Here is a 20,523-nt window from a genome sequence, read left to right on the forward strand (position 1 = left end):
GAAGGCGCTGGGCGTGGAGAGTATTTTAGTGACCGGCGGCTGCCGGAGCGGAAAAAGCGACTTCGCCCTGTCGCTCGTCAAAGGGCGGAAAAAAAGGTTTTTCGTCGCCACGGCTCAGGCGTTGGACGACGAGATGGCCCGGCGGATCGAGGCTCACCGGCAGGCCAGAGGCGAAGGGTGGACGACCCTTGAAGTGCCTCTCGACCTGCCCGGCGCTTTGGCCGGTCTGCCGTCTGACGGCGTCGCGTTGGTGGACTGCTTAACCGTGTGGAGCTGCAACGTCATGTCATCGCCGGAGGTTTGGGACGGCGAAAGCTGCGGGCTGTTCGACCGGCTCGTCCAGACCGCCGCCTGCCCGCCCTGCGACCTTATTTTCGTGACCAACGAACTTGGCATGGGCATCGTTCCGGCTGACCCGTTCACCCGCCGATACAGGGACGTGACGGGCCGGCTCAACCAGAGAATAGCCGCCGCCTGCAGCCAAGCGTGGCTCGTCGTCTGCGGCTTGCCTGTGAGGCTCAAATGAGCGGCCCGGTCCTGCTGAGGCGCGTCGACGCCGGACCGTTCCCCTTGCTGGTCGGCGAGGAGGACGGAAAACTGGTTAAGGTCGGTTTCCCCGGCGAACTGGGAAACGTCGTCCAGGGGCCTGACACGCCGCTTCTTCGGGAGACGGCCCGCCAGCTTCGGGCGTATTTCTCCCGGCGGCTCAAGGTCTTTGACCTGCCGCTGGCCTTTTCCGGCACGCCGTTTCAGCTCCAAGTCTGGGAGGCCCTTCGGCTCGTGCCGTGGGGGAAAACCGTCACGTACAGCGAGTTGGCCCGCCGAACCGCGCGTCCCAAAGCGGCCCGGGCGGTCGGCAACGCGATGGCCGCCAATCCGCTCGTGATCGTCATTCCGTGCCACCGGGTCGTCCTGTCGGACGGACGGCTGGGCCAATTCGGCGGCGGCGCGGCGATGAAACAGTTTCTCTTGGCCAATGAAGGGGTATTGTTTCAGCTTCCTCGGAGCGGCGGAGGAAGCCGACGCGTGTTACAATGAGAACTGAATTGTATGCGTTGGAAGCCGTCGGCCTTTGTCGGCGCTTCGGCGGCGTTCAGGCCCTTGACGGTGCGTCTTTGACGCTGGAACGGGGCCGAATCACCGCCCTGTTGGGAAGCAGCGGCGCGGGGAAAAGCACCCTGTTGGCCTGTCTTTCCGGCGCTGAGCGTCCCGAAAGCGGATCGATCCGAATCGACGGGCGCCCGCTGACTTTAGGCTCGCCCCGTCTGGCTCAGAAAGCCGGCGTTCGGCTCGTGCCCCAGTCCCCGGCGCTGGCCGGCGGCCTCGACGTGGCGTCCCATATTTTTTTAGGGCGGGAGCCGCTCAAATGGGGCTTGTGGGTCGACCGAAAGAAAATGGCTCAAGACGCCCAGAACCTGCTGGACCGTTGGGAAGTTCCCCTGCCGGCCAGAGGCGTTCGGGTGGGAGACCTGTCCAGAGGGCAGCAGCAGACGATCCTGTTGCTTCAGGCGTTGGCGGCCGGCGCGCGCGTTTTGCTGCTTGACGAGCCGGCGGCGTTTATCGGTTTAAGGGACCGGGAGCGGTTCTTCAAGATGTTGGGCGAGTTCCGCTCGTCCGACGCGGCTTTGTTATGCGCGTTTCACCGGCTCAGCGACGCCCTTCGTTTTTCGGACAATCTGGCCGTCTTGGCCCGCGGAAAAATCGTTCTGACCTGTCAGGCCGCTCAGGCTGACGGTGCGGAAATCTTATCCGCGATGGGGTAGCGCAGGAACTGATGAAGTTGGAGGTATGAACATGACCAGAGGTAAAAAGGCGCTTCTTCTGATTCTTGGGATTCTCGTCGCCGGCGGCGTGGTTCTGTACAACGTCGACTTCGGCGGGAACCTGATCGCTCACAAGGCCGGTGAGTTCGTAGCCAACGAATACGGCATGGGCGTTTCCATTCAGGGCGTGGGCGGCAACCCGTTCAAAGGCTACACGCTGGAAGGCATTCAGCTGAACCGGGACGGGGCGCCGCTTCTTGACGCCCAAAGCCTTTTCGTGCGTCCCAACCTGCTCAAGAGCATTACCGGCAACGTCGCCCTGAGCTGGGTGGAGCTTCGCGGCGTGACGAGCACGTTTGAAAAGCTGCGCTCTCTGGCCGAGGTAGTGGCTAAAACGCCGATGGCCCCGCTTCCTGACTTCCTGCCCAAAGGGCCGGTGGAGCTCAAATCCCTCGGCGGTTCTCTGGACGGCAGTCGCGTCGAAGGCGAAATGGACGTGGTTGTCTCCGGCTTCCCCGTCAAGGGGACGGCTCAGGGATCGCTTGGCGACGTCACCGAGTTCAAAAAAGCCCACTTGGAACTTGCCGGCGGGACGATCGACTTTTCCGGCAAAGTCATGCCGAATATCGACATGACGGTTAAGGTGGCGGACGTGGATCTGACCCAGCTGGGCGTCATCGTTCCACAGCTCGCCTCAGGCGTCGCCAAGGGCCGCGTCTCAGCTCAGGTGACCTTGGGCGGCACGCCTCAGGCCCCCATGGCGGAGGGAACCGTCTCGCTTGACGACGGCGCAGTCGCCGGTGTCCCGCTGTCCTTCTCGTCTCAGACGAGCTACGGGAATGACGCCCTGCGGGCCGATCCGCTGACGGTCGCTTTTGCCGGCGTGCCGATGCAGGGTCACGTCGCGATGGACTTTTCCGGCAAGGCGGCGACGACGGACATCTCGCTGACTAGTCAAGGCCCAGTGGGGATAGACGCCCTGCGAAAGTACCTGCCTGAAATCCCCGCCGACGCGGCCGGGCAGGTTGAGCAGGCCTTCATCTCCCTCTCCGGGCCGCTTGCCGCCCCGGAAGGCAAGGCGAGAATCGCGGCCAAGACCCTCTCCGCCGCCGGCGTGTCTGTGACCGACACGAACGTTTCAGCTGACTTTAACTCGGCTGGCCAGGTTAAGCTTCAGGCGTCGTCCAACTTTGCCGGCGCTCCGATTGGGGTAAACGGCACTCTGTCGCTCCTCAAGAACCCATCGGTTAACTTGGCCGGCTCGGTCAAGCAGCTTGACTTAGCCAAGGTGACAAAAATGTTCTCCGACCTGCCGCCGGTCAGCGGCGTTTTAAGCGGTCAAGTGAAGGCCGCCGGGCCGCTCTCGAACGTTCAGCTGACCGGGACAGTCTCGTCCCCGTCGGTCTCCGCCTCCGGGGTGACTGTCGCCAAGCTGAACGTGCCGCTGGCCTGGCGCGACGGCGTGCTTTCGCTGAACGGCACGTCCGCGCTGGTGAACGGCGCGCCCGTCTCGGTCTCCGGCAGCGTCTCGCCTCTGAAAGGTCAGCTCGCCCTGTCGGTGACGTCTCAGGGGCTCACGGCCAAGAGCCTGAGCGCCTTCGTCCCCGGCCTGCCGAAGATCGACGGCGCGGCGGACTTGACCGCCAAAGTGACTGGCTCGTTCTCCAACCCTCAAGTCGAACTGTCGGCCAAGAGCGCGTCTCTGGCGTTGGATCCAGTCTCGGTTAAAGGTTTCTGGATCGCCACCGACCAAAAGTTGTCAGTTCAGGACGGCGTCCCGTCATCTCTCGAATTGGCGTTCGGCGCGGACCGTCTCGTCGCGGCCGGCGTGCCGATTGACTCCCTAACCGGGAAAATAGCTTACGACGGCCAGTCGGTTCGCTTCAGCAACGTCCAAGGCTCAGCCGGCGGCCCGCTGTCCCTTGCAGGGTCGGTTCGGCTCTCTGACTTGGCGTTGGACGCCCAAGCCGAGCTTGCCGGCGGCGACCTCGCCAAGATCACCAAACTGCTCGCCCCCGGCATGGTTTCCGGCAAACTGAACGCCAAAGCGTCGGTCTCCGGTACGGCGCTCGATCCAAAGATCAGCGCCGACTTTTCGTCGAACCGCCTCGTCGCGTCCGGTATGGCGTTTGACGGGGTGACCGGCTCGCTTGACGGCACGTCGAAACGGCTGGCACTGAAAAACGTCAAAGCCGCCTTCGGCGGCGCGGCCCTCGACCTTTCAGGGTCGATGAACCTGCAGACTCTGGCCGACGGCGACTTCTCCGTCAAGGCCCTCGGCGTGGACCTGTCAAAAGCGTTCGTCGGCTTCGCCGACACGTCGTCCCTCGGCCTTTCCGGGGTAGGCCAGCTGTCGCTGGACGGCAAGATGGCCGGCGGCTCGTACTCCGGGTCCGGCTCTCTGTCGGTTGACAAGCTGACCGTCGCCGGGTTTGCCTTCGACGGACCGGCCAGCTCGATCCGTCTTTCCGGCACGACTTTGGAGCTTCCTGACCTCCACGCTGGTTTTTACGGCGGAAAGCTCCAAGCGCCCGCGAAGATGGACCTGAAGACGCTCGGCCTGTCGCTGAAAGTCTCCGCTTCGGACGTCGATCTGCTTCGGGTCATCGGCGCGGCCGTTCCCAGACTGGGCGGCGGTCTGACCGGGCGCGTTGCAGGTACCTGCCAGCTATCTGGCGTTCTCTCGCCGTTTAGGCTGTCCGGCTCTGGTCAGCTGACTTCAGACGGCGGAGAAGTGGTCGGTTTCACGTGGGTTGACCTGCTCTCGCAGGTTTACGGGGAAAAATCACTTAAATACGCGTCGGCTCAAGTGCCCTTTGACATGACGACCGGGGCGGCGGGGCTGACCCTCAAGCCCGGAACGCAGGTGCTCGCCCGGGACGGTGATAAAATTTATCGATTCATCAAGGCTACTGGTAATATCGGCTCGACCGGCGCGCTGAACTTGAAGGTGAACGGCAACCTGAACGCCATGGCGATCAACGTCATCTTCGGCGCCGGCAGCGGTGCACTGACCGGCTTGGCCGTTGGCAGTGCCGCTGGTGGCCTTCAGGGCGCTCTCGGCGGCGCGCTGGCTGGAATCGTGGCCGGCGGCGCGCAGGGCGCTAAGTCGGCGGACTTCCGCGACGTGGCGTTCACAGTGACGGGAACGACCGACAGCCCGAAGATCAAGGGCCTGAAGGTCGGACCGTCGTCGATCAAGGAGCCAGCCAAGCAGGAAGGAACGGCGGCAGAAACGACGACAGCCGAGCCGGCTCCCGCTGGGGAGGTTCAAAAGCCCTCCGGTCAGGTGGAGCAGGCCATCAGGGACGTGTTGAGCGGCGGCAAGCAGAAGACGCCAGTCGTTCCTGTTCCTCAGCCTAAAAAGACGGACGTTCAGCCCGAGAGTCAGCCTGAAAGCCAAGCAGCGCCAGAGGATCAGCCCGTTCAGGACGAACGGCCGCAGGATCCGGTGGATCAGCTGAAAGAAGGCCTCAAGAAAGAACTGCTCAAAGGCGTCAACGATTTGTTCCATTGATAGTAAGCGCCGGGGAGAACCGGCAGCCGGCTCACGGGAAGTCTTTGAGCCGGCTCTTTTTTTCTTTCACGTCAAAACGGGGTTTTGAACCGATCAAGGAGGAAACGCCATATGAACCGAGCAACGTTGAAAAATTGCCGGCGGATCGTCGTCAAGGTGGGAACCAGCACGATTACCCATCCGAACGGCACGCTGAACCTGCGCCGAATGGAACGCATCGCCCGGAGCCTTGCAGACTTGCGGAATCAGGGGCGGGAAGTCATACTCGTCTCGTCGGGAGCCGTCGGCGCCGGCATGGGAAGGGTTGGCCTGGCGGTTAAGCCCGCCAGCCTGCCGGTCCGCCAAGCCTTGGCGGCCATCGGCCAAGGGCTCGTCGTCGGGGAGTACGAAAAGCTCTTCGGCGAGTACGGCCACACGGCGGCTCAGGTGCTGGTCACCCGCGACGCCTTCGGCGACCGGTCTCGGTACCTGAACATCTGCCACACCTTCCGCGCCCTGCTGGAACTGGGCGCTGTGCCGGTCGTCAACGAGAACGACACTGTTGCCGTCGACGAGATCAAATTCGGCGACAACGACACCCTCTCGGCGCTCGTCGCCTGCGCCGCCGGAGCCGACCTGCTGATTATTCTGTCGGACATCGACGGCCTGTACACCGCCGACCCGCGGCTCGACCCGTCGGCCAAGCTGATTCACCAAGTAGAGACGATCTGCCAGAAAATCCGCGACGGCTCGGGCTCGAAGGGGAGCAACGCGTCAAGCGGCGGCATGTTCACCAAACTGGCTGCCGCCGACATCGTCCGCTCCGCCGGAATTCCCTTGGTTATCGCCAAGGGAAGCGAAGACGGCGTCCTGTACCGAATTTTGGACGGCGAAGAACTGGGCACGCTCTTCCTTCCGGCCCCGACGCCCGAGCGGGCCAGAAAAGGCTGGATCGCGTGGGGCGACGTGCCTCACGGGCGAGTGACCGTTGACGCCGGAGCCGCTGCCGCGCTTTGCTTAAAAGGCGGCAGCCTGCTGCCGTCGGGCGTCACCGGCGTGTCAGGCGACTTCGGAGCCGGGCGCGTCGTCAGCGTCTGCGGTCCGTCGGGGGAGGAAATAGCCCGCGGGCTGGTTAACTGCGACTCCCGCAGCCTAGCGAAAATCGCCGGCTGCCAGACCGACCAGATCGAAAGCCTGTTGGGCGCCAAAGACTACGACGAAGTCATGCACCGGGACAACATGCTCGTCCGGCCCGTCGCGAACGGGCCAGAAAGGGGAAAAGACGAATGAGCTCGTTGGACGAACTCTGCCTTGCCGCTCGCGACGCCGCGCGCCTCTTGGCCTGCTCGTCGTCGCGCCAGCGCGACGGCGCCCTGTCAGCCGGAGCGGCCGCTCTGAGGCGGGACGCTTGGAAAATACTCGAGGCGAACCGGCGCGACGTCGCCGCCGCCGAGGCCGCCCGCCTGTCAGCTGCGATGATCGAGCGGCTGACGCTGAACGACCGGCGGGTCGAAGACATGGCCCGCGGACTGGAAGCGGTCGCCGCTCTGCCGGACCCGCTCGGCGGAGGAACTGAAGCCTTCCGAACGCCCGACGGACTGGAAATTCAAAAAATCCGCGTCCCGCTGGGCGTCGTCGCCATGATCTACGAGTCCCGGCCCAACGTCACGGCCGACGCCGCCGCCATGTGCGTCAAGTCGGGCAACGCCGCAGTCCTTCGCGGCGGGAGCGAAGCGGCCCATTCCAACCGTCAGATTGCCGAAAGTCTGACTGGCGCGTTCGGTGCCGCCGGCCTGCCGGCCGGTTCCGTCAGCCTGTACGTCGAGCCGGGGCGGGAGGCTGCCCGCGCGCTCTTGGCCCGAAGTGACTTTGACCTGCTCATTCCCCGCGGCGGGAAGAACCTGAAAGAGGAAGTCCGAAACTTGGCCCGTTCGCCCTACGTCATGACCGGCATGGGACTGTGCCACCTGTACTTGGACGCCTCGGCGGACTGCCGAATGGCCGTTGACATCGCCGTCAACGCCAAAACGCAGCGGCCTTCCACCTGCAACTCCATCGAAACCCTCTTGATTCACAAAGACGTCCTGACTCGGCTGCTGCCGCCGGTCGCCTCGGCCCTGCGGGAAAGGGGAGTACGCCTTCTGGGCGACGAGCGGGCCCGAAGCGTCGTGCCCATGGACCAAGCGACGGAAGAGGACTGGGAGACCGAATACCTCGACCTCGTCCTCTCGATTAAGACCGTTGACTCGCTGGACGACGCGCTGGACCACATCAGCCGGTACGGCTCAGGCCACAGCGAAGCGATCGTCACGGAAAGCTATGAAGCTTCCCAGCGGTTTCTGCGCCAGGTCGACGCCGCGGCGGTCTACGTCAACGCGTCCACCCGGTTTACCGACGGCGGCGTCTTCGGCCTCGGCGGCGAAATGGGCATCAGCACCCAAAAACTTCACGCCCGCGGCCCGCTGGGCATACTGCAGCTCACCAGCACCAAATACATCGTTCGCGGAGAAGGACAGGTGAGATCATGAGCGAACTTCAAAAAATCGTCGTCCTGTACGGCGGAAACAGCCCGGAACGGGAAGTCTCTCTCGTCAGCGGCCAAGCGGTTGAAAAAGCGCTGAAAAGCGCCGGATACGAAACCGAACTGATCGACCTGACCGGGCCGGAAAAAGTCTTTGAGGCCCTGAAAACGCCCTGCGACCTCTTCTTCCCGGTCCTTCACGGCTCGTGGGGCGAAGACGGCCGGCTTCAAGCTGCCCTTGACCTGAGCGGTCGGCCGTACGTCGGTTCCGGCCCCCTAGCCAGTGGCCTCTGCATGGACAAATGGGCCAGCAAAGCCCTGTTCGACCGGGCGGGCCTTCACACCCCCAAAGGCGTGCTGGTGAGGCAGAAAGACGGAACCGGCGACCTTCCCGGCCTGCTCCGCGCGCTGGAACGGTACGGAAAACTGATCGTCAAGCCCAACTGCGGCGGCAGCACGGTCGCCACGTCTGTCGTCTCCTGCTCGGAAGAGCTCCTTCCCGCGCTGAACGCCGCGTGGGAGCAGAAGAGCGGCGGCGCGCTGGTGGAAGAGTTTATTCCCGGCCGGGAGCTCACCGTCGCCATGTGGGACTCAGGCTCCGGCCCTGAGGCCCTTCCAGCGGTCGAAATCCTTCCAGCGTCGGGGTTCTACGACTACCAGGCCAAGTACACCGACGGCGCCAGCCGGTACGAATCGCCAGCCCGGCTGAGCGGCGAAGAAGCCCGCGCCCTCTCCGAAGCCGCCGTCGCCGCGTGGCGTGCCGTTGGCCTTAGGGACTACGGCCGGGCCGACTTCCGCTTGCCCCCGGACGGGGAGCCGGTCCTGCTCGAAATCAACACCGCGCCGGGCATGACGTCTCACAGCCTCGTCCCCATGGCCGCAAAAAGTGCCGGAATGGAACTGCCCGACTTCCTGAGCCGGCTCGCCCGTCGGGCGTGGAGCCGCGACGTCGGGCGGCCCCGCGCCTGAAGCGCCGGAATCGTGTACAATATCAGCGGTCATATGGCCTTTCAAGGCCAAAACACAAACGTAGGAGCGTGAGCACTGTGGGAAAAAACCTTCGCGGACGCAGCTTCCTGAAACTGCTGGACTTCACTTCTGAGGACATTCGGTACCTGCTCGACCTGTCGAAAGAGTTCAAAGCCCTCAAGGCGGCCGGCGTGCCGCACCGTCATCTGGCGGGAAAGAACATCGTCTTGTTGTTTGAGAAAACGTCAACCCGCACCAGATGTTCGTTTGAAGTCGCCGGGCGCGACCTGGGCATGGGCGTCACCTACCTCGACCCCGGCTCCTCCCAGATGGGCAAAAAAGAGTCCATCGAAGACACAGCCAAAGTGCTTGGCCGCCTCTACGACGGCATCGAATACCGCGGCTTCAGCCAAGAACTGGTTGAGACCCTCGCCAGAGAGTCCGGCGTGCCGGTGTGGAACGGCCTGACAGACCTGTTCCACCCCACCCAAATGCTCGCCGACCTGCTCACGATCGAAGAAAAACTCGGCGCCCTCAAAGGCGTCAACTTCGTCTACATGGGCGACGGCCGCAACAACGTCGCCAACTCTCTGATGATCGCCTGCGCCAAAATGGGCGTCAACTACACCTGCTGCGCCCCCGAAAGCCTGTTCCCCGCCCCGGACCTCGTCAAAGCCGCCCAAGAAGTCGCCCAAGGGACCGGCAGCACCGTGACCCTCACCAGCGACGTCGTCAAAGGAACGACCGGCGCCGACGTGTTCTACACCGACATCTGGGTCTCCATGGGCGAGCCCGACTCGGCGTGGAAAACGCGAATCGAACTGTTAAAACCCTATCAGGTGAATGAACAGGCCATCTCCCGCGGCTCCCGCCGCGCCATCTTCATGCATTGCCTGCCGTCCTTCCACGACCTCAAGACGACCATCGGACAGGAAATCCACGAAAAATTCGGCTTAACCGAAATGGAAGTGACCGATCAGGTCTTCAGCAGCAGCCGCTCCGTCGTCTTCGACGAGGCGGAAAACCGGATGCACACTATCAAAGCCGTCATGTACGCCACGCTGGCGTAGCGGCGCTGAACCAGCCAAACGCCGCCCGTGGACGGCCAACCCATCAGGGCGGCCTGTCGATATGGCTCCAGCCGCAAAAGCGGCTGGAGCCATTTTCCCCTGCCAGCGCTGACGCCCGTTCAGCTGTCCGGCGGCGCGGCGAAAATCGTCCCAATGTGAGAACGCCCGCCCGCGGCGCGGAAACGGCCGCTAAAACAAGAGGAACCGACGGCCTGAGGAAGGGGGCGGCCGCAAGCCGCTTGGCGCCCTTTTTCGGCGAGATAGTAAGTATTATTTCGTATCTTTGAAGCGTAAATGGCCGGATACGTTTGACAAATCGATGAGGAATGTTAGACTGTGCCACAGAGCGGCAGTCCGCATGAGCGGACGCAGGAACTGACAACAGTGACGGTAGGCGGAGGAAACGAGGAAACTCCTGCATAACCGGCTGATGGCGTTCCGCCGACTCGAAGAGTCAAAGGTTTATCAGGAGGAATGTAACATGAGCATGAAGAAAATGCTTGCAGTTGTCGCCGCCGCAGCGTGCGTGGCCTTCGCGGCCCCGGCTTTCGCGGCCAACCCGTTCTCCGACGTGCCGATGCACCACTGGGCATATGACGCGGTGGAGCAGCTGGCTGCCCACGGCGTTGTCGAAGGGTATCCGGATGGCACCTTCAAGGGCAACAAGCCCATCACCCGTTACGAGATGGCCATGATGATCGCCCGCGCGATGAACAAGGGCGGCCTGGCCGGTGAAGATGCCGATACGCTGAAAAAGCTGATGGTCGAGTTCAAGGACGAGCTGGATAACCTGGGCGTCCGCGTCGACGGCCTTGAGGGCCGCGTCGCCGACCTGGAGAAGAACAGCAACGGCTGGAAGTTCTGGGGCCAGCTGCGTCTTGACTACAAGGATTTGAAAGATCACGATGCTCGGGACGGCATTGCTATGACCCGGTATCGCTTATGGCTGCAGAAGAAGGTTGACGACCACATCACTTTCACCGGCAGATGGGGCGGCGAAAACGCAGTGTTTGAGCGGTTCTACTTCGACGTCACCGACTTCTTCGGCATGGACTTCCGGGCCGGGCAGTTTGACTTCGACTGGGAAGACGACGACGGCCTGTACACCGATAACGATGCAACCGCTGGCGACTTCCTCATTCAGGGTTACCAGCTGAGCCGGAACTTCGGCGCCCTTGAGGCCACTCTTCTGGCCGGTCGCACTCATGACTGGGATTCTGGTTTCCTGGGTATTAATTTTTACGACGACCCGAGCGACTACGTGTACGGAGCTCGCCTGAAATACAGCGGCGAGAAGTTCTGGGTTAGCGCCAACGCTCTGCGGTTTGATCCTGAAGATCAGTTCGATGACGGAATGGGCCAGAACGGCTACAAGGTCAGCTATTACTGGCTCGGTGCTGGCTTCAAATTCGCCGATGGCTTCGAGCTGAAGGGCGCTTACTACTTCCAAGATCAGGATTTCAACAGCACCACCTTCCTGCCGGCTGGCTATGATGACTCCCCGAATGCTTGGAAGGTCATTTTGGATATCGACGAGAACGTGCTGAAGTTCACCAGTCTGTGGCTGGAGTACGCCCAGTTCGATCCGTCCTTCCTGACCACCCAGGACGGCCCGTACGACAACTATGCGTTCAGCATTACTCCTCGTCTGCGTGCTCTGGCGGGAGCCGACGTCGTTCCCAGTGCCATTGGTGTGGATAGCACGGACATCAAGGTGTTCTACGCTAAGGCTGAGCAGCCTTGGACGGAAAAGTTCAGCACCTTTGAGCGCTTTGTGCTCGCCAAGGATGCTGATTGGAACGCTAGCATGGCCAAGACCATTGACGTGACTAACTGGTCCGTTGGCATCGCCTACAAATACGCTCCGAGCCTGAAGTTTGAGCTGGTTTACGACGACGTCAACTACGAGAGCGGTAGCAAGCTGGACGACGATCACCTGATCCGGTTCCGCACGCAGCTGTCCTTCTAATTCTCTGACAGCACACGTGTTATTCACGAACAGCCCCGAGGTATTGCCTCGGGGCTGTTTTTTTGCGCCCTTTCCGTTCTCTTGTCCGGGCGGGCGGCCAAAAGCGCGGCCGCTTGGGCTAAGTCCCGATGAAGCGCCGTCTCGGAAGTCAAAGCGAAAGCGCGCGGCGAAAAAACCGCCTTTTCGGCGAACGGACTTTGAACCCGTCGGCCCCGTGGCTGGGGAAAAATGCTGAACGAAGGCGGAGGCGATTTCAGCAGGCCTTTACAGGGTTATTCCTCAGTTGGGATTGCACTTGTCCCCTTGTGACGGGTAATCGTGGACAAGCCGCCGTGCGGGCTTCGGTTAAGGGCGGGCCGATGAAAAGCAAGCGGAAAAGCCTTTGACCGTTAGGCCTTGAACGCGCCGTTCCCGCCCTAGCAGTTTGTGTCCGCTTGGCTCTTGAAACGAAGAACTCCCCCGAAGGCGTCTTCGGGGGAGTTTTATTTGCTCTTAAAAGGTTGGTGGGAGAATTTCAATCCAGTAGCCGTCGGGATCTTGAATGAAGTAGATGCCCATCGCCTCGTTTTCGCAGCAGATCCAGCCGTTCTTGGCGTGGAAGGCGTGGGACGCTTGGAAGTCGTCGGTTCGGAAGGCGAGGTGAAATTCCCCTTCGCCCAAGTCGTACGGCTCGGTTCGGTCGTGAAGCCACGTGAGTTCCAGCTGAAACGGGCTGGTGGGGCTTCCCATGTAGACGATGGTGAAGTCGGCCCCTTCAATTCGCCGTTGCTCGGTCAGGCCGATCGCTTTCTCGTAAAAGTCCATGCTTCGTTTCAGGTCAAGGACGTTGAAGTTGACGTGGATTGGCGTGTACATCTTTTTTACCTCCAGAGTGAGCGCCCGCCGCTCGGTCGTTTGTGGCGGGAACGGAAGATGAGCAGGTCGGCTGCCTGAGCGGCGCAGGCGACGGCGATGATGGCCGGGCCAGCAGTGAGGTCGAACCGATAGGAGAACCACAGTCCGGCGACACTGAACGCCGCGCCGAGAACCACCGACAGCCCCATGATCCCGGCGAGGCTTCGGGCGTGCCGTTCGGCGATGTAGGGCGGAATGGTGAACAGGGCGATGACGAGGATCAGCCCGACGACCCGAATGATGGCGACGACGGCCAGCGACGCGGCGGCGACTGTGAGGCAGTGGTACGTCCGCACCGCGAGCCCCCGCGTGGCGGCGAACGTCTCGTCAAACAAGAAGGCCTCCAGCTGGTGATACCGCAGGGCGGCGAAGGCGAGCAGAAGAACGCTCAGTCCGCCGAGCAAAAAGAGTTCGCCCGAGCTGACGGTGAGGATTGAGCCGAATAGGTAGCTCATCACGTCGGCGCCGTAGCCGGGCGTGAGGTCGTTGAAGATCAGGCCGACTGCCATGCCGGCGGACCAAAGAATACCCATCAGGGTGTCGGACCGATCGGACCTCTCCCAGCTGAGCCGGGCGGCTAAGCCTGCCAAGAGGAGCGTGAAGGCATAGGCGCCGCCCCGGGGCGGCAGGCCGAGAAAGCGGGCCAATCCGATGCCGCCGAAGGCGCCGTGGGCGATGCCCCCAACCAGCATGACCTGCCGGCGAATCACGACGACCGGGCCGAGCAGGCCGCAGACGAGGCTGCTCAGCAGGGCGGCAAACAGGGCGTGGCGGAGAAATTGATAGGTGATGAGGGCCTGAATCATAGGCTGTCCTTTCGGTTGGCGGGCGGCGTTTCGACCTGACGGGCGAAGAGCCGGGAATAGCCGGCGGGGAAGTCCGACGGGCTGTAGGCCGTGACGCCCGAATCGACGAACAGAATTTGTCCCGCGCAGTCCGGCACCGTTTCTAAGTCGTGGCTGACCATGACGACTGTGGCTTGGCGGCTTGCCTTTTCGAGACACTCCATGACGAGCCGACGGCCCGCCGGGTCGACGCTTGCCAGTGGCTCGTCAAGGAGCATGAGCCGAGGGCGGGACGCGAGAGCCCGGGCGATCAGTCCCCGCTGACGCTGGCCGATGGAAAGCTCGCCGAAGGGCCAGCGGCTCAGGTCCTGCAGGCCGACCAGCTCGAGCGCTTCGTCGGCGGCTTCCCGGTCCTCTCGGGTCCAGCGGGCGGCGCGGGGGTTCAGGCGGCCCATCAGGACGACGGACGACAGGGAGATGGGCAGGGCGGCGGTGGCTGTGACGTCCTGCGGGACGTAGCCAACCGGCTGGCCGCGGCCGGGGGGCTCTTCATAAACGGAAACCACCCCTGATTGAGGGGTGGTAAATCCGAGCAGTAATTTAAGGAGGGTGGTCTTTCCGCCCCCGTTGGGGCCGACTAAAACGCAGAACTGTCGGTCCGGAATGGAGAGCGTCAGGTCGGTAAAGACGGTTTTACCCGGGTAGCCGAACGTGACGCCCTCGAGTCGGATCGAGTCGGTCATTTCACGCCGTTGGCGATGGCCTGCGCGGCGGAGATGAGCGAATCTTCCCAGTTCGGAGCCAGCGGGTCAACTGTGACCATCGGCACGCCCAAGGACTTGGCGACGACAGAAGCCGACTGGGTGGAGAACTGAGGCTCGACGATCAGGGCCTTGACGCCCTGAGACTTGGCGAAGTCGGTGATCTTGGCGAGGGTCTGAGGACCCGGCTCCTTGCCTTCGACTTCAATGGGAACCTGAATCAGACCGTAGTCCCTGGCAAAGTATCCCCACGCGGGGTGGAAGGTGAGGAACGCCTTGCCCTTGGCGTTTTTCAGGATATCAGCCAGTTTGCTGTCCAGTTCGGCGGCAGAGGCGGCGAACTTCTCCTGGTTGGCCTTAAAGGTCTCGGCCTGATCGGGGAGTAGCTCGCTCAACGTCTTGCAGATCAGCTCAGACTCAGGAACCGCGCACTTTGCAGAAAGCCACAGGTGCGGATCCGGCTGGCCGTCGTGGTGATGGTGGTGGTGATGATGTCCTTCCTCGTGGCCGCACTCGCAGGCGTCGTGGTGACAGTCGCTGTCGTGGCAGTCATGGCAGCCTTCGTCGTGGCAGGCCTTGTCATGGTCGTCCTTGTCCTGACCGCAGGTGCAGCTGTCGTGATGGCCGTCCTTATCATGATGACAGTCTTTGTCGCCGTGGTGGGCATCCTTATCGTGGCACTCGTGGCAGTTCTCGTCGTGGCATTCTTCGGCCTCGTCCTCAATCTCGAGGGCGGTCTTCATGGCGACCGGCTCGACGACGCTGGCCAGAGGGACGACTTTCAGGTCCGGGGCGACGGCCTTGACCCGGTCAAGCTGACTGGCTTCCAGCGGCATGCCGACGGTGAACCACACCTTGGCGCTGCTGGCTGCCTGAACCTGGGAGGGCTTGGGCTCGTAGCTGTGCGGGTCGGCTCCCTGAGGCACCATGACCGTGACGGCGACCGCGTCCCCGCCAATTTTCTCCACCAGCTCTTTTTGGGGCAGGGTGGTAACCAACACGCCAATCGGGTCCGCCCAAGCGGCCGTGGCGGCGAAAACGGAAATCAATGCGGCTACTGCACGTGAAATCACAAATATCACCTCGCAAAAAAGATACCGCTCCTCGGAGCGTGTCACGATTATATTATCATTGTGTTATTTTCGTCATAGGTATCTTTACGTGATTGCTTTAGGGCGCGAAAAAAGCCGCCGAGAATCGGCGGCTTCACTGATGGAAGCTACAGCGACGAGGTGCCGAGGAGTTTTTCCATCGGGGCTCGGCCCATGGCCAGAGCGGGCAGGGCGGAAACGGCGACGCCGGCGAGGAGGGCGGCGGCGACGGCCCCGGCTTCATAGCCAGTGAGCGGCGCGGTCAAGGTCAGGGCTGTCTTTTGGCTGAGGGAGCTGAACAGCAGCCACAGTCCGGCTCGTCCGACGATCCAGCCGGTCAGGAGACCGGTGCAGATGGTGACCGCTCCTTCGACCCAGCCGACGGCGAAGAGCGTTCGGGCCGGCAGGCCGAGGGCGCGAAGCAGCGTGTACTCGTTCTTTCGGGACGAGCCGGACCAGAAGAGGATCAGCAGGGACGTGACGGTCGTGACGGCTAGGACCGACCAGACGACTACCGAAAGAATTTCCTCGCTTCGTCCCATGGCGGAAAAGAGCCGGACGATCACCTGAGAGGGGAAAACGACCTGTCCGTCGTTTCGCTTGATAAAGCTCTGGGCGAGGGCGTAGGCGGCGCCGAGCGATTTTGGCTCTATCAGCACGGCGGTGACGTCGCCTGAGGTTGGCACGTCGTGATGTGCCTCTTCTGCTTCTTCCGCCTCTTCGTCATGATGGTCTTCGCCGCCTTCGTGTTCTCCGTGGCCTTCGTGGGCGGCCCAAATCGATTCCATCGGGGTGAATATGGCCCGGTCGTACGGGCCGCCGACGGGTGCGGCAATGCCGGTGACGGTGTAAACCTGATGGTGCTGGTGACCTCCGGCGGTCATGCCATGGGTCGTCTTGAATGTGTCGCCGATCTTGAGGCCGGTAAGCTGGGCTGCGGCCGCGCCGACCAGAGCCTCATAGGGCTTTTGAAAGGCGCGCCCTTCTTTCATTTGGAGCCAGAGGGGCGAGGAGGCCCCGCCGGTCCGAATGGTGAAGACCGTTTGGTCTGTGCCGACGACCGGACAGCCGAGGTACGAGTCGCCGAAGCCGAGGGGCGTGGCGGTTTTGACGCGCCGGTCCTTCTGGAGCTCGTGCCACAGGTCCCCGGAGATGTTGCCCAGCGGCGCGTCTTGGAGGAAGATGCTGTTCGTCGTGAGCTGGTACTGGCTTCCCTTCGCTCCGACCAGCAGGCTGAACGGCTCGACGGCCCGCGCGAGGCCGTCCTGAAGGCCTGAAACGGCCAAGAAGAGGAAGCTTGCCAACGCGCTTCCCAGCGCGAGGGCCAACGCGAGGGTGAAAAACTGAAGAGGGCGGGAGAACACGTGGCGGCAGGCGACCCGGACGACTGGGAAACCGCTCATTCTCTCACCTCCGCGGGCCGTCCTTCGAGAGGACGAGACGGCGGGGAAAACGGCTCAACAGGTTCTCATCGTGGCTTGCGACGACGAGGGCGCTCCCTTTGCCGCACAGCTCGGTCAGACAATCGAGGACGGTCTGGCTGTTCGGGCCGTCAAGGCTGGCGGTCGGCTCGTCGGCCAGAATGAGTTCTGGGTCCGAGATGAGCGCTCTGGCGATGGCCGCGCGCTGGCTTTCGCCAAGGCTGAGGGCCCGCGGCTTGAGCCGGCGCTTGTCGCTTAGTCCCAGCCGATCTAAAAGCTCGGCGCCGCGCTTTTTCGCCTGCTCGCGCGGGACGCCGGCGATTTGTCCGGCGATGAGCAGGTTCTCTTCCACCGAGAAGTCGGGCAGCAGGTTCATGATCTGAAAGACGTATCCCACGTGGGCGGCGCGCCACGCTTCGGTCTGGGGCGTTCCGGCCAGCAGGGAGCTTCCGTCGGCCTGAACGGCCCCGGCCGTTGGGCGGTACAGGCCGGCGAGAATGTGAAGCAGGGTGGACTTTCCCGACCCGCTGGGGCCGGCGAGGGCGAGCCGGTCGCCGCGGCCCAGCTCAAACGAGACGGGGCGAAGTCCGGCGACGGTTTCGCCGCCGGCGCGGTAGTTTTTCGTCACGCCGGAAACGCGAAGGAAGGGCGTTTGTGAGGGTGTCATTCTAAGGCCTCCATTTGGTTAGCGTAAATTCGGACAAGGCTGATGAAGCCGGTCTCTTCGTCCATGGCGTTGCCCAGCTCGAGACGGCCGGTGACTTTGATCTGTTGGTCGAACGGCAGGGCGCGGGCCGGCTTGGACAAATAAACGAGCACGATGTTGTCAGGCCAGTCGGCGTCGGACGAGCAGAACGGGCAGATGGACATGGGGACTTTCGTCAGCACGAAGAACCGAAGGGACGGTTTGAGCGGCGGGGCCATGAACCCCTGCATGCTGACGGTTTTTCCGTTCAGCGCCTGCGCTTTGGGGGAGAGCTCCAGCCCGAGGGACGAGGCGCCCGAGTACACTTGAGAAAACTCGAGGAGCCCTCCGCTCTCCTGAGAAAAAGCGCCGGACGCGAGACCGGCAGAAAGGGAAAAAAGGCAGAGGAGCGAAAGAACTCCTCTGCCGAAAGGGTTCTGAAACCGAACCATGCATTACCGTCCGGCAGTCGCTTTGACGCCCAGAGCTCTCATGATGCCGTAGAACACCTCGGTGTTGTCCATGACGCCCTTGAAGTACTCGGCGCCGCGTCCGGCAGCGGACAGAGGCACGTCGTCGGCCGCGTGGACTTCCTGCGGGTCGCCTTCCGGAATGTCACCGGAGATCATTCGGCCGTTCGGGTTGCGTTCCTTGTTGGCCCGGGCAACTTTCCCGTCCATCACGGCCGGGTCGGTGGGGCGGGGAAGGAAGCGGTAGTTCTCGTAGTGGTCGGGGAAGTTGGCATACTGGACGGCCAGCGTGACGTCCGGGTCCGGATTGTCGGGGAAGCCGTCGCCGTTCGCGTCGGAGAAGGTGGGGAAGCCCGCGTCGGCGTATGTTCTGACGGCGTTCCGTCCCGTCTTGCCGTCGCGCTCGTGGTACGTGCCGGTAATGCTGATACCGTGGCTGTGGTCGGCGGTGCAGATGATCAGCGTGTCGCCGTGCTCCTTGGCGAACTGGCGGCCCAGCTCGATCGCCTTGTCGAACTCGATGGTGTCGTAGGCGGCCCGCTGCCAGTCCATGGTGTGAATCTGCTTGTCGATGCAGGCGCCTTCGACCATGAGGAAGAAGCCGTTCTTGTTCTTGCTCAGTCGGTCCAACGCGGCAGCGGTCATTTCCATCAGGTTGGGCTGATCGGTGAAGTGGCCCAGCACTTCCGGGTCCTTGAGGATTTCCCGGTCGATGTAGACGTTCATGTGGTTCATCGCGAACAAGCCAAGAATCTTGTCGCCGCCAGCCTTCGCCAGTTCTTTTCTGTTGCCGGCCAAGGCGTAGCCGGCCTTCTTAAACTCTTCGACCAAGTTTCTGTCGTCGGTTCGCTTGGAACCGGCGGTCGATTTGGGGAGGAAGTACCGGGCGCCGCCGCCTAAGACGACGTCGGCTTTCAGCATTTCAGTCGCGACGTAGTTCTGTTCGGCCCGCCGGCGGGTGTGGGAGACGAACGCCGCCGGGGTCGCGTCGGTGACGCTGGCGGTGGTGACCAGTCCGATGGACATGCCTTTGGCACGCCGAAGAATTTCGGCCAAGTCTTCGACCTTCGGGTCGTCCATCGGGTCCGGCGTGGCGTTCTCGTACACGCCCATGGCGTTGACGACCGACTTGTGGCCGGTGGCGTAGGCCGACGCGCTGTTGGCCGAGTCGGTGACCAGCGAGTCGTAGCCGGAGGTGGTCAGCAGCGCCGTGCCGTCGGTCAGCTGCTCCATGCTGAGCAGACCGTTGTACTTGCCTTCGGTAATGCCTTTGGAAAGGATTCGGGCGATCTGGCGGCTCTGAAGGCCCATGCCGTCGCCGATGTAGAGAATGACGTTCTTGACCGGCTTCTTGATGGACTCCTGAACGACGGTGTAGTGCTTGACGGCCTGATAGGTCTTGCCGCCGGATCGGGCTGAGGCGCTGACCGTGACGTCTCCGGGCTTGGCGAACGTCACACCGTCGGCCCGCAGGCTGGACAGTTCGTCGGACGCGGTGAAGCCCGGCTTCTCTCCGAAGAACTCGGCGATCGGCTGGCCGTTGACCGTCACGTCGATGGCGTCGGCTTTCGCGCCCCGGAGCTCGCACTCGAAGTCAAACTTCTGTCCGGCCCAGAACTTGGCCCGGTCGATGGGCAAAACGACGAGTTCCGGCTCAGAGGCCCCGGCGATAGAAGCCGTCAGCACCGCCGCCAGAGCGGACAACATGAGAAAACGAATTTTCACTTACAGCACCTCCGCGTGAATGATTGTTTTTCTAAGCTGTTTTTATCCTACGGCGGCGGCTTTGCGGGGAGCTGACAAAAACATTACATTCCTGTTACGGTCGGACGAAAAAGGGCGCCGCAGTTTTTGATATGCTCCCCCCAAGTAGGACAGGGAAATATAAAACCTACTTGGGGGGTATTTCTATGCCCAGAAAAAGCAAGATAGACTCAGCTTTGAAAATATCTCTAGTTGAAAGCTATCTCCGAGACGAAATCAGCTGCACAGAAGCGACAAGGCAAGCGGGGCTTAGGGGCCGCGCATCGTTTAGGAGTTGGGTCCGGATTTACCAAAATGAAGGTCCCGGAGGATTGCTCGCTCAATCGAGAAACAGACATTATTCACAGGAGCTGAAATTGGCTGCCGTTCATGCCTATCTGAGCGGAGAAGGATCCTTAACGGAGACGGCGTATCGCTATGGCTTACGGTCAAAAGCTCAACTTCAAAGCTGGATACAGGCATATACTACTCATGGATGGATCCAATCGCGCACAAGCGGAGGAGGCAGCTCCATGAGAAAAGCCAGACAGACAACCCAGGAAGAACGCCTTGAAATCGTACAGTACTGCCTTGCTAAGGATAATAATTATGGAGCGACGGCACTGAAATACGACTGTTCCTATCAGCAGGTGCGCAACTGGGTGCTCCGTTATGAGAGCATGGGCCCCGCCGGCCTTGAAGACCGTCGTGGACGGCGGATTGGAACCCTGCCAGCCCGGACACCAGAGGAAAAGCAGCGCCACAGGATTGCAGAACTGGAACGCAAGAACCGCGACCTTCAGATGGAGAACGACCTGTTAAAAAAAATCAGAGAGTTAGAGATGAAAGATCGCTCTCTCTGACTCGACATCCCTACAAATACCA

At 62.1% G+C, this 20,523-nt stretch carries 19 protein-coding genes and 1 pseudogene; 11 read left to right on the forward strand and 9 right to left on the reverse strand.

The window, feature by feature from the left end; translation table 11 throughout:
* Positions 1-13 precede the first annotated feature (13 nt).
* The 9 genes from cobU (at position 14) to JONANDRAFT_RS01750 (ending at position 11,788) form a co-directional block, all read left to right on the forward strand.
* On the forward strand, positions 14-526 hold the full coding sequence (cobU, locus tag JONANDRAFT_RS01710; RefSeq protein WP_008522533.1) for a bifunctional adenosylcobinamide kinase/adenosylcobinamide-phosphate guanylyltransferase: 513 nt from the start codon (positions 14-16) through the stop codon (positions 524-526).
* Positions 523-1,038, forward strand: coding sequence for a methylated-DNA--[protein]-cysteine S-methyltransferase (locus JONANDRAFT_RS01715; protein WP_008520223.1), 516 nt, complete (start codon positions 523-525; stop codon positions 1,036-1,038). Before cobU ends, JONANDRAFT_RS01715 begins: the two co-directional genes overlap by 4 nt.
* Positions 1,035-1,763, forward strand: coding sequence for an ATP-binding cassette domain-containing protein (locus tag JONANDRAFT_RS01720; RefSeq protein ID WP_008522534.1), 729 nt, complete (start codon positions 1,035-1,037; stop codon positions 1,761-1,763). The genes JONANDRAFT_RS01715 and JONANDRAFT_RS01720 overlap by 4 nt, the downstream gene beginning before the upstream one ends.
* Positions 1,764-1,794: 31 nt before the next feature.
* Entirely contained in the window at positions 1,795-5,280 is a 3,486-nt protein-coding gene (locus JONANDRAFT_RS01725) for a hypothetical protein (protein WP_008522535.1), read from the forward strand.
* Between the two features lie 111 nt (positions 5,281-5,391).
* Positions 5,392-6,549, forward strand: a complete 1,158-nt coding sequence (gene proB / locus JONANDRAFT_RS01730; protein ID WP_008522536.1) for a glutamate 5-kinase — start codon at positions 5,392-5,394, stop codon at positions 6,547-6,549.
* Positions 6,546-7,787 (forward strand): glutamate-5-semialdehyde dehydrogenase, encoded by a 1,242-nt coding sequence (locus JONANDRAFT_RS01735; RefSeq protein ID WP_008520228.1) that lies wholly within the window; start codon positions 6,546-6,548, stop codon positions 7,785-7,787. Before proB ends, JONANDRAFT_RS01735 begins: the two co-directional genes overlap by 4 nt.
* Entirely contained in the window at positions 7,784-8,749 is a 966-nt protein-coding gene (locus tag JONANDRAFT_RS01740; RefSeq protein ID WP_008520229.1) for a D-alanine--D-alanine ligase family protein, read from the forward strand. Before JONANDRAFT_RS01735 ends, JONANDRAFT_RS01740 begins: the two co-directional genes overlap by 4 nt.
* Before the next feature lie 77 nt (positions 8,750-8,826).
* Positions 8,827-9,819, forward strand: coding sequence for an ornithine carbamoyltransferase (argF, locus tag JONANDRAFT_RS01745; RefSeq protein WP_008520235.1), 993 nt, complete (start codon positions 8,827-8,829; stop codon positions 9,817-9,819).
* Between the two features lie 481 nt (positions 9,820-10,300).
* The gene (locus tag JONANDRAFT_RS01750) at positions 10,301-11,788 is read left to right on the forward strand and encodes an S-layer homology domain-containing protein (protein ID WP_008522537.1); all 1,488 of its coding nucleotides are present in this window, start codon (positions 10,301-10,303) and stop codon (positions 11,786-11,788) included.
* Between the two features lie 23 nt (positions 11,789-11,811).
* Here the strand turns inward: JONANDRAFT_RS01750 and JONANDRAFT_RS08445 are convergent, their stop codons facing one another.
* The 9 genes from JONANDRAFT_RS08445 to JONANDRAFT_RS01790 form a co-directional block, all read right to left on the reverse strand.
* The gene (locus JONANDRAFT_RS08445; protein ID WP_267878593.1) at positions 11,812-11,940 is read right to left on the reverse strand and encodes a hypothetical protein; all 129 of its coding nucleotides are present in this window, start codon (positions 11,938-11,940) and stop codon (positions 11,812-11,814) included.
* 340 nt (positions 11,941-12,280) lie between these two features.
* Positions 12,281-12,643 carry a VOC family protein gene (locus JONANDRAFT_RS01755; RefSeq protein WP_008520248.1) on the reverse strand — a complete coding sequence of 121 codons (363 nt, stop codon included), beginning with the start codon at positions 12,641-12,643 and terminating at the stop codon, positions 12,281-12,283.
* Positions 12,644-12,648: 5 nt separating this feature from the next.
* A complete protein-coding gene (locus JONANDRAFT_RS01760) occupies positions 12,649-13,488 on the reverse strand; it encodes a metal ABC transporter permease (RefSeq protein WP_008520249.1) in 840 nt (279 codons plus the stop codon).
* Positions 13,485-14,210: a metal ABC transporter ATP-binding protein gene (locus JONANDRAFT_RS01765; RefSeq protein ID WP_008520250.1), complete on the reverse strand. Its 726-nt coding sequence runs from the start codon at positions 14,208-14,210 to the stop codon at positions 13,485-13,487. The genes JONANDRAFT_RS01760 and JONANDRAFT_RS01765 overlap by 4 nt, the downstream gene beginning before the upstream one ends.
* Complete coding sequence (locus tag JONANDRAFT_RS01770) at positions 14,207-15,301, reverse strand: metal ABC transporter solute-binding protein, Zn/Mn family (protein WP_008522538.1); 1,095 nt, start codon at positions 15,299-15,301, stop codon at positions 14,207-14,209. Before JONANDRAFT_RS01770 ends, JONANDRAFT_RS01765 begins: the two co-directional genes overlap by 4 nt.
* Before the next feature lie 146 nt (positions 15,302-15,447).
* Positions 15,448-16,722, reverse strand: coding sequence for an ABC transporter permease (locus JONANDRAFT_RS01775; protein ID WP_008522543.1), 1,275 nt, complete (start codon positions 16,720-16,722; stop codon positions 15,448-15,450).
* A 4-nt stretch (positions 16,723-16,726) separates the two neighbouring features.
* A complete protein-coding gene (locus JONANDRAFT_RS01780) occupies positions 16,727-17,407 on the reverse strand; it encodes an ABC transporter ATP-binding protein (protein ID WP_008520253.1) in 681 nt (226 codons plus the stop codon).
* The gene (locus JONANDRAFT_RS01785) at positions 17,404-17,877 is read right to left on the reverse strand and encodes a hypothetical protein (protein WP_008522544.1); all 474 of its coding nucleotides are present in this window, start codon (positions 17,875-17,877) and stop codon (positions 17,404-17,406) included. The genes JONANDRAFT_RS01780 and JONANDRAFT_RS01785 overlap by 4 nt, the downstream gene beginning before the upstream one ends.
* 3 nt (positions 17,878-17,880) lie before the next feature.
* On the reverse strand, positions 17,881-19,620 hold the full coding sequence (locus JONANDRAFT_RS01790) for an alkaline phosphatase (RefSeq protein WP_008522545.1): 1,740 nt from the start codon (positions 19,618-19,620) through the stop codon (positions 17,881-17,883).
* 185 nt (positions 19,621-19,805) lie between these two features.
* On the opposite strand from JONANDRAFT_RS01790, the pseudogene JONANDRAFT_RS08490 reads away from it, so the two are divergent.
* Positions 19,806-19,934: pseudogene (locus JONANDRAFT_RS08490) on the forward strand (hypothetical protein); the annotation flags it as partial.
* Positions 19,935-20,171: 237 nt separating this feature from the next.
* The gene (locus JONANDRAFT_RS08295; RefSeq protein ID WP_233417412.1) at positions 20,172-20,501 is read left to right on the forward strand and encodes a helix-turn-helix domain-containing protein; all 330 of its coding nucleotides are present in this window, start codon (positions 20,172-20,174) and stop codon (positions 20,499-20,501) included.
* Positions 20,502-20,523 lie beyond the last annotated feature (22 nt).

The sequence above is a fragment of the Jonquetella anthropi DSM 22815 genome (genome assembly GCF_000237805.1).
Classification (GTDB): Bacteria; Synergistota; Synergistia; order Synergistales; family Dethiosulfovibrionaceae; genus Jonquetella; species Jonquetella anthropi.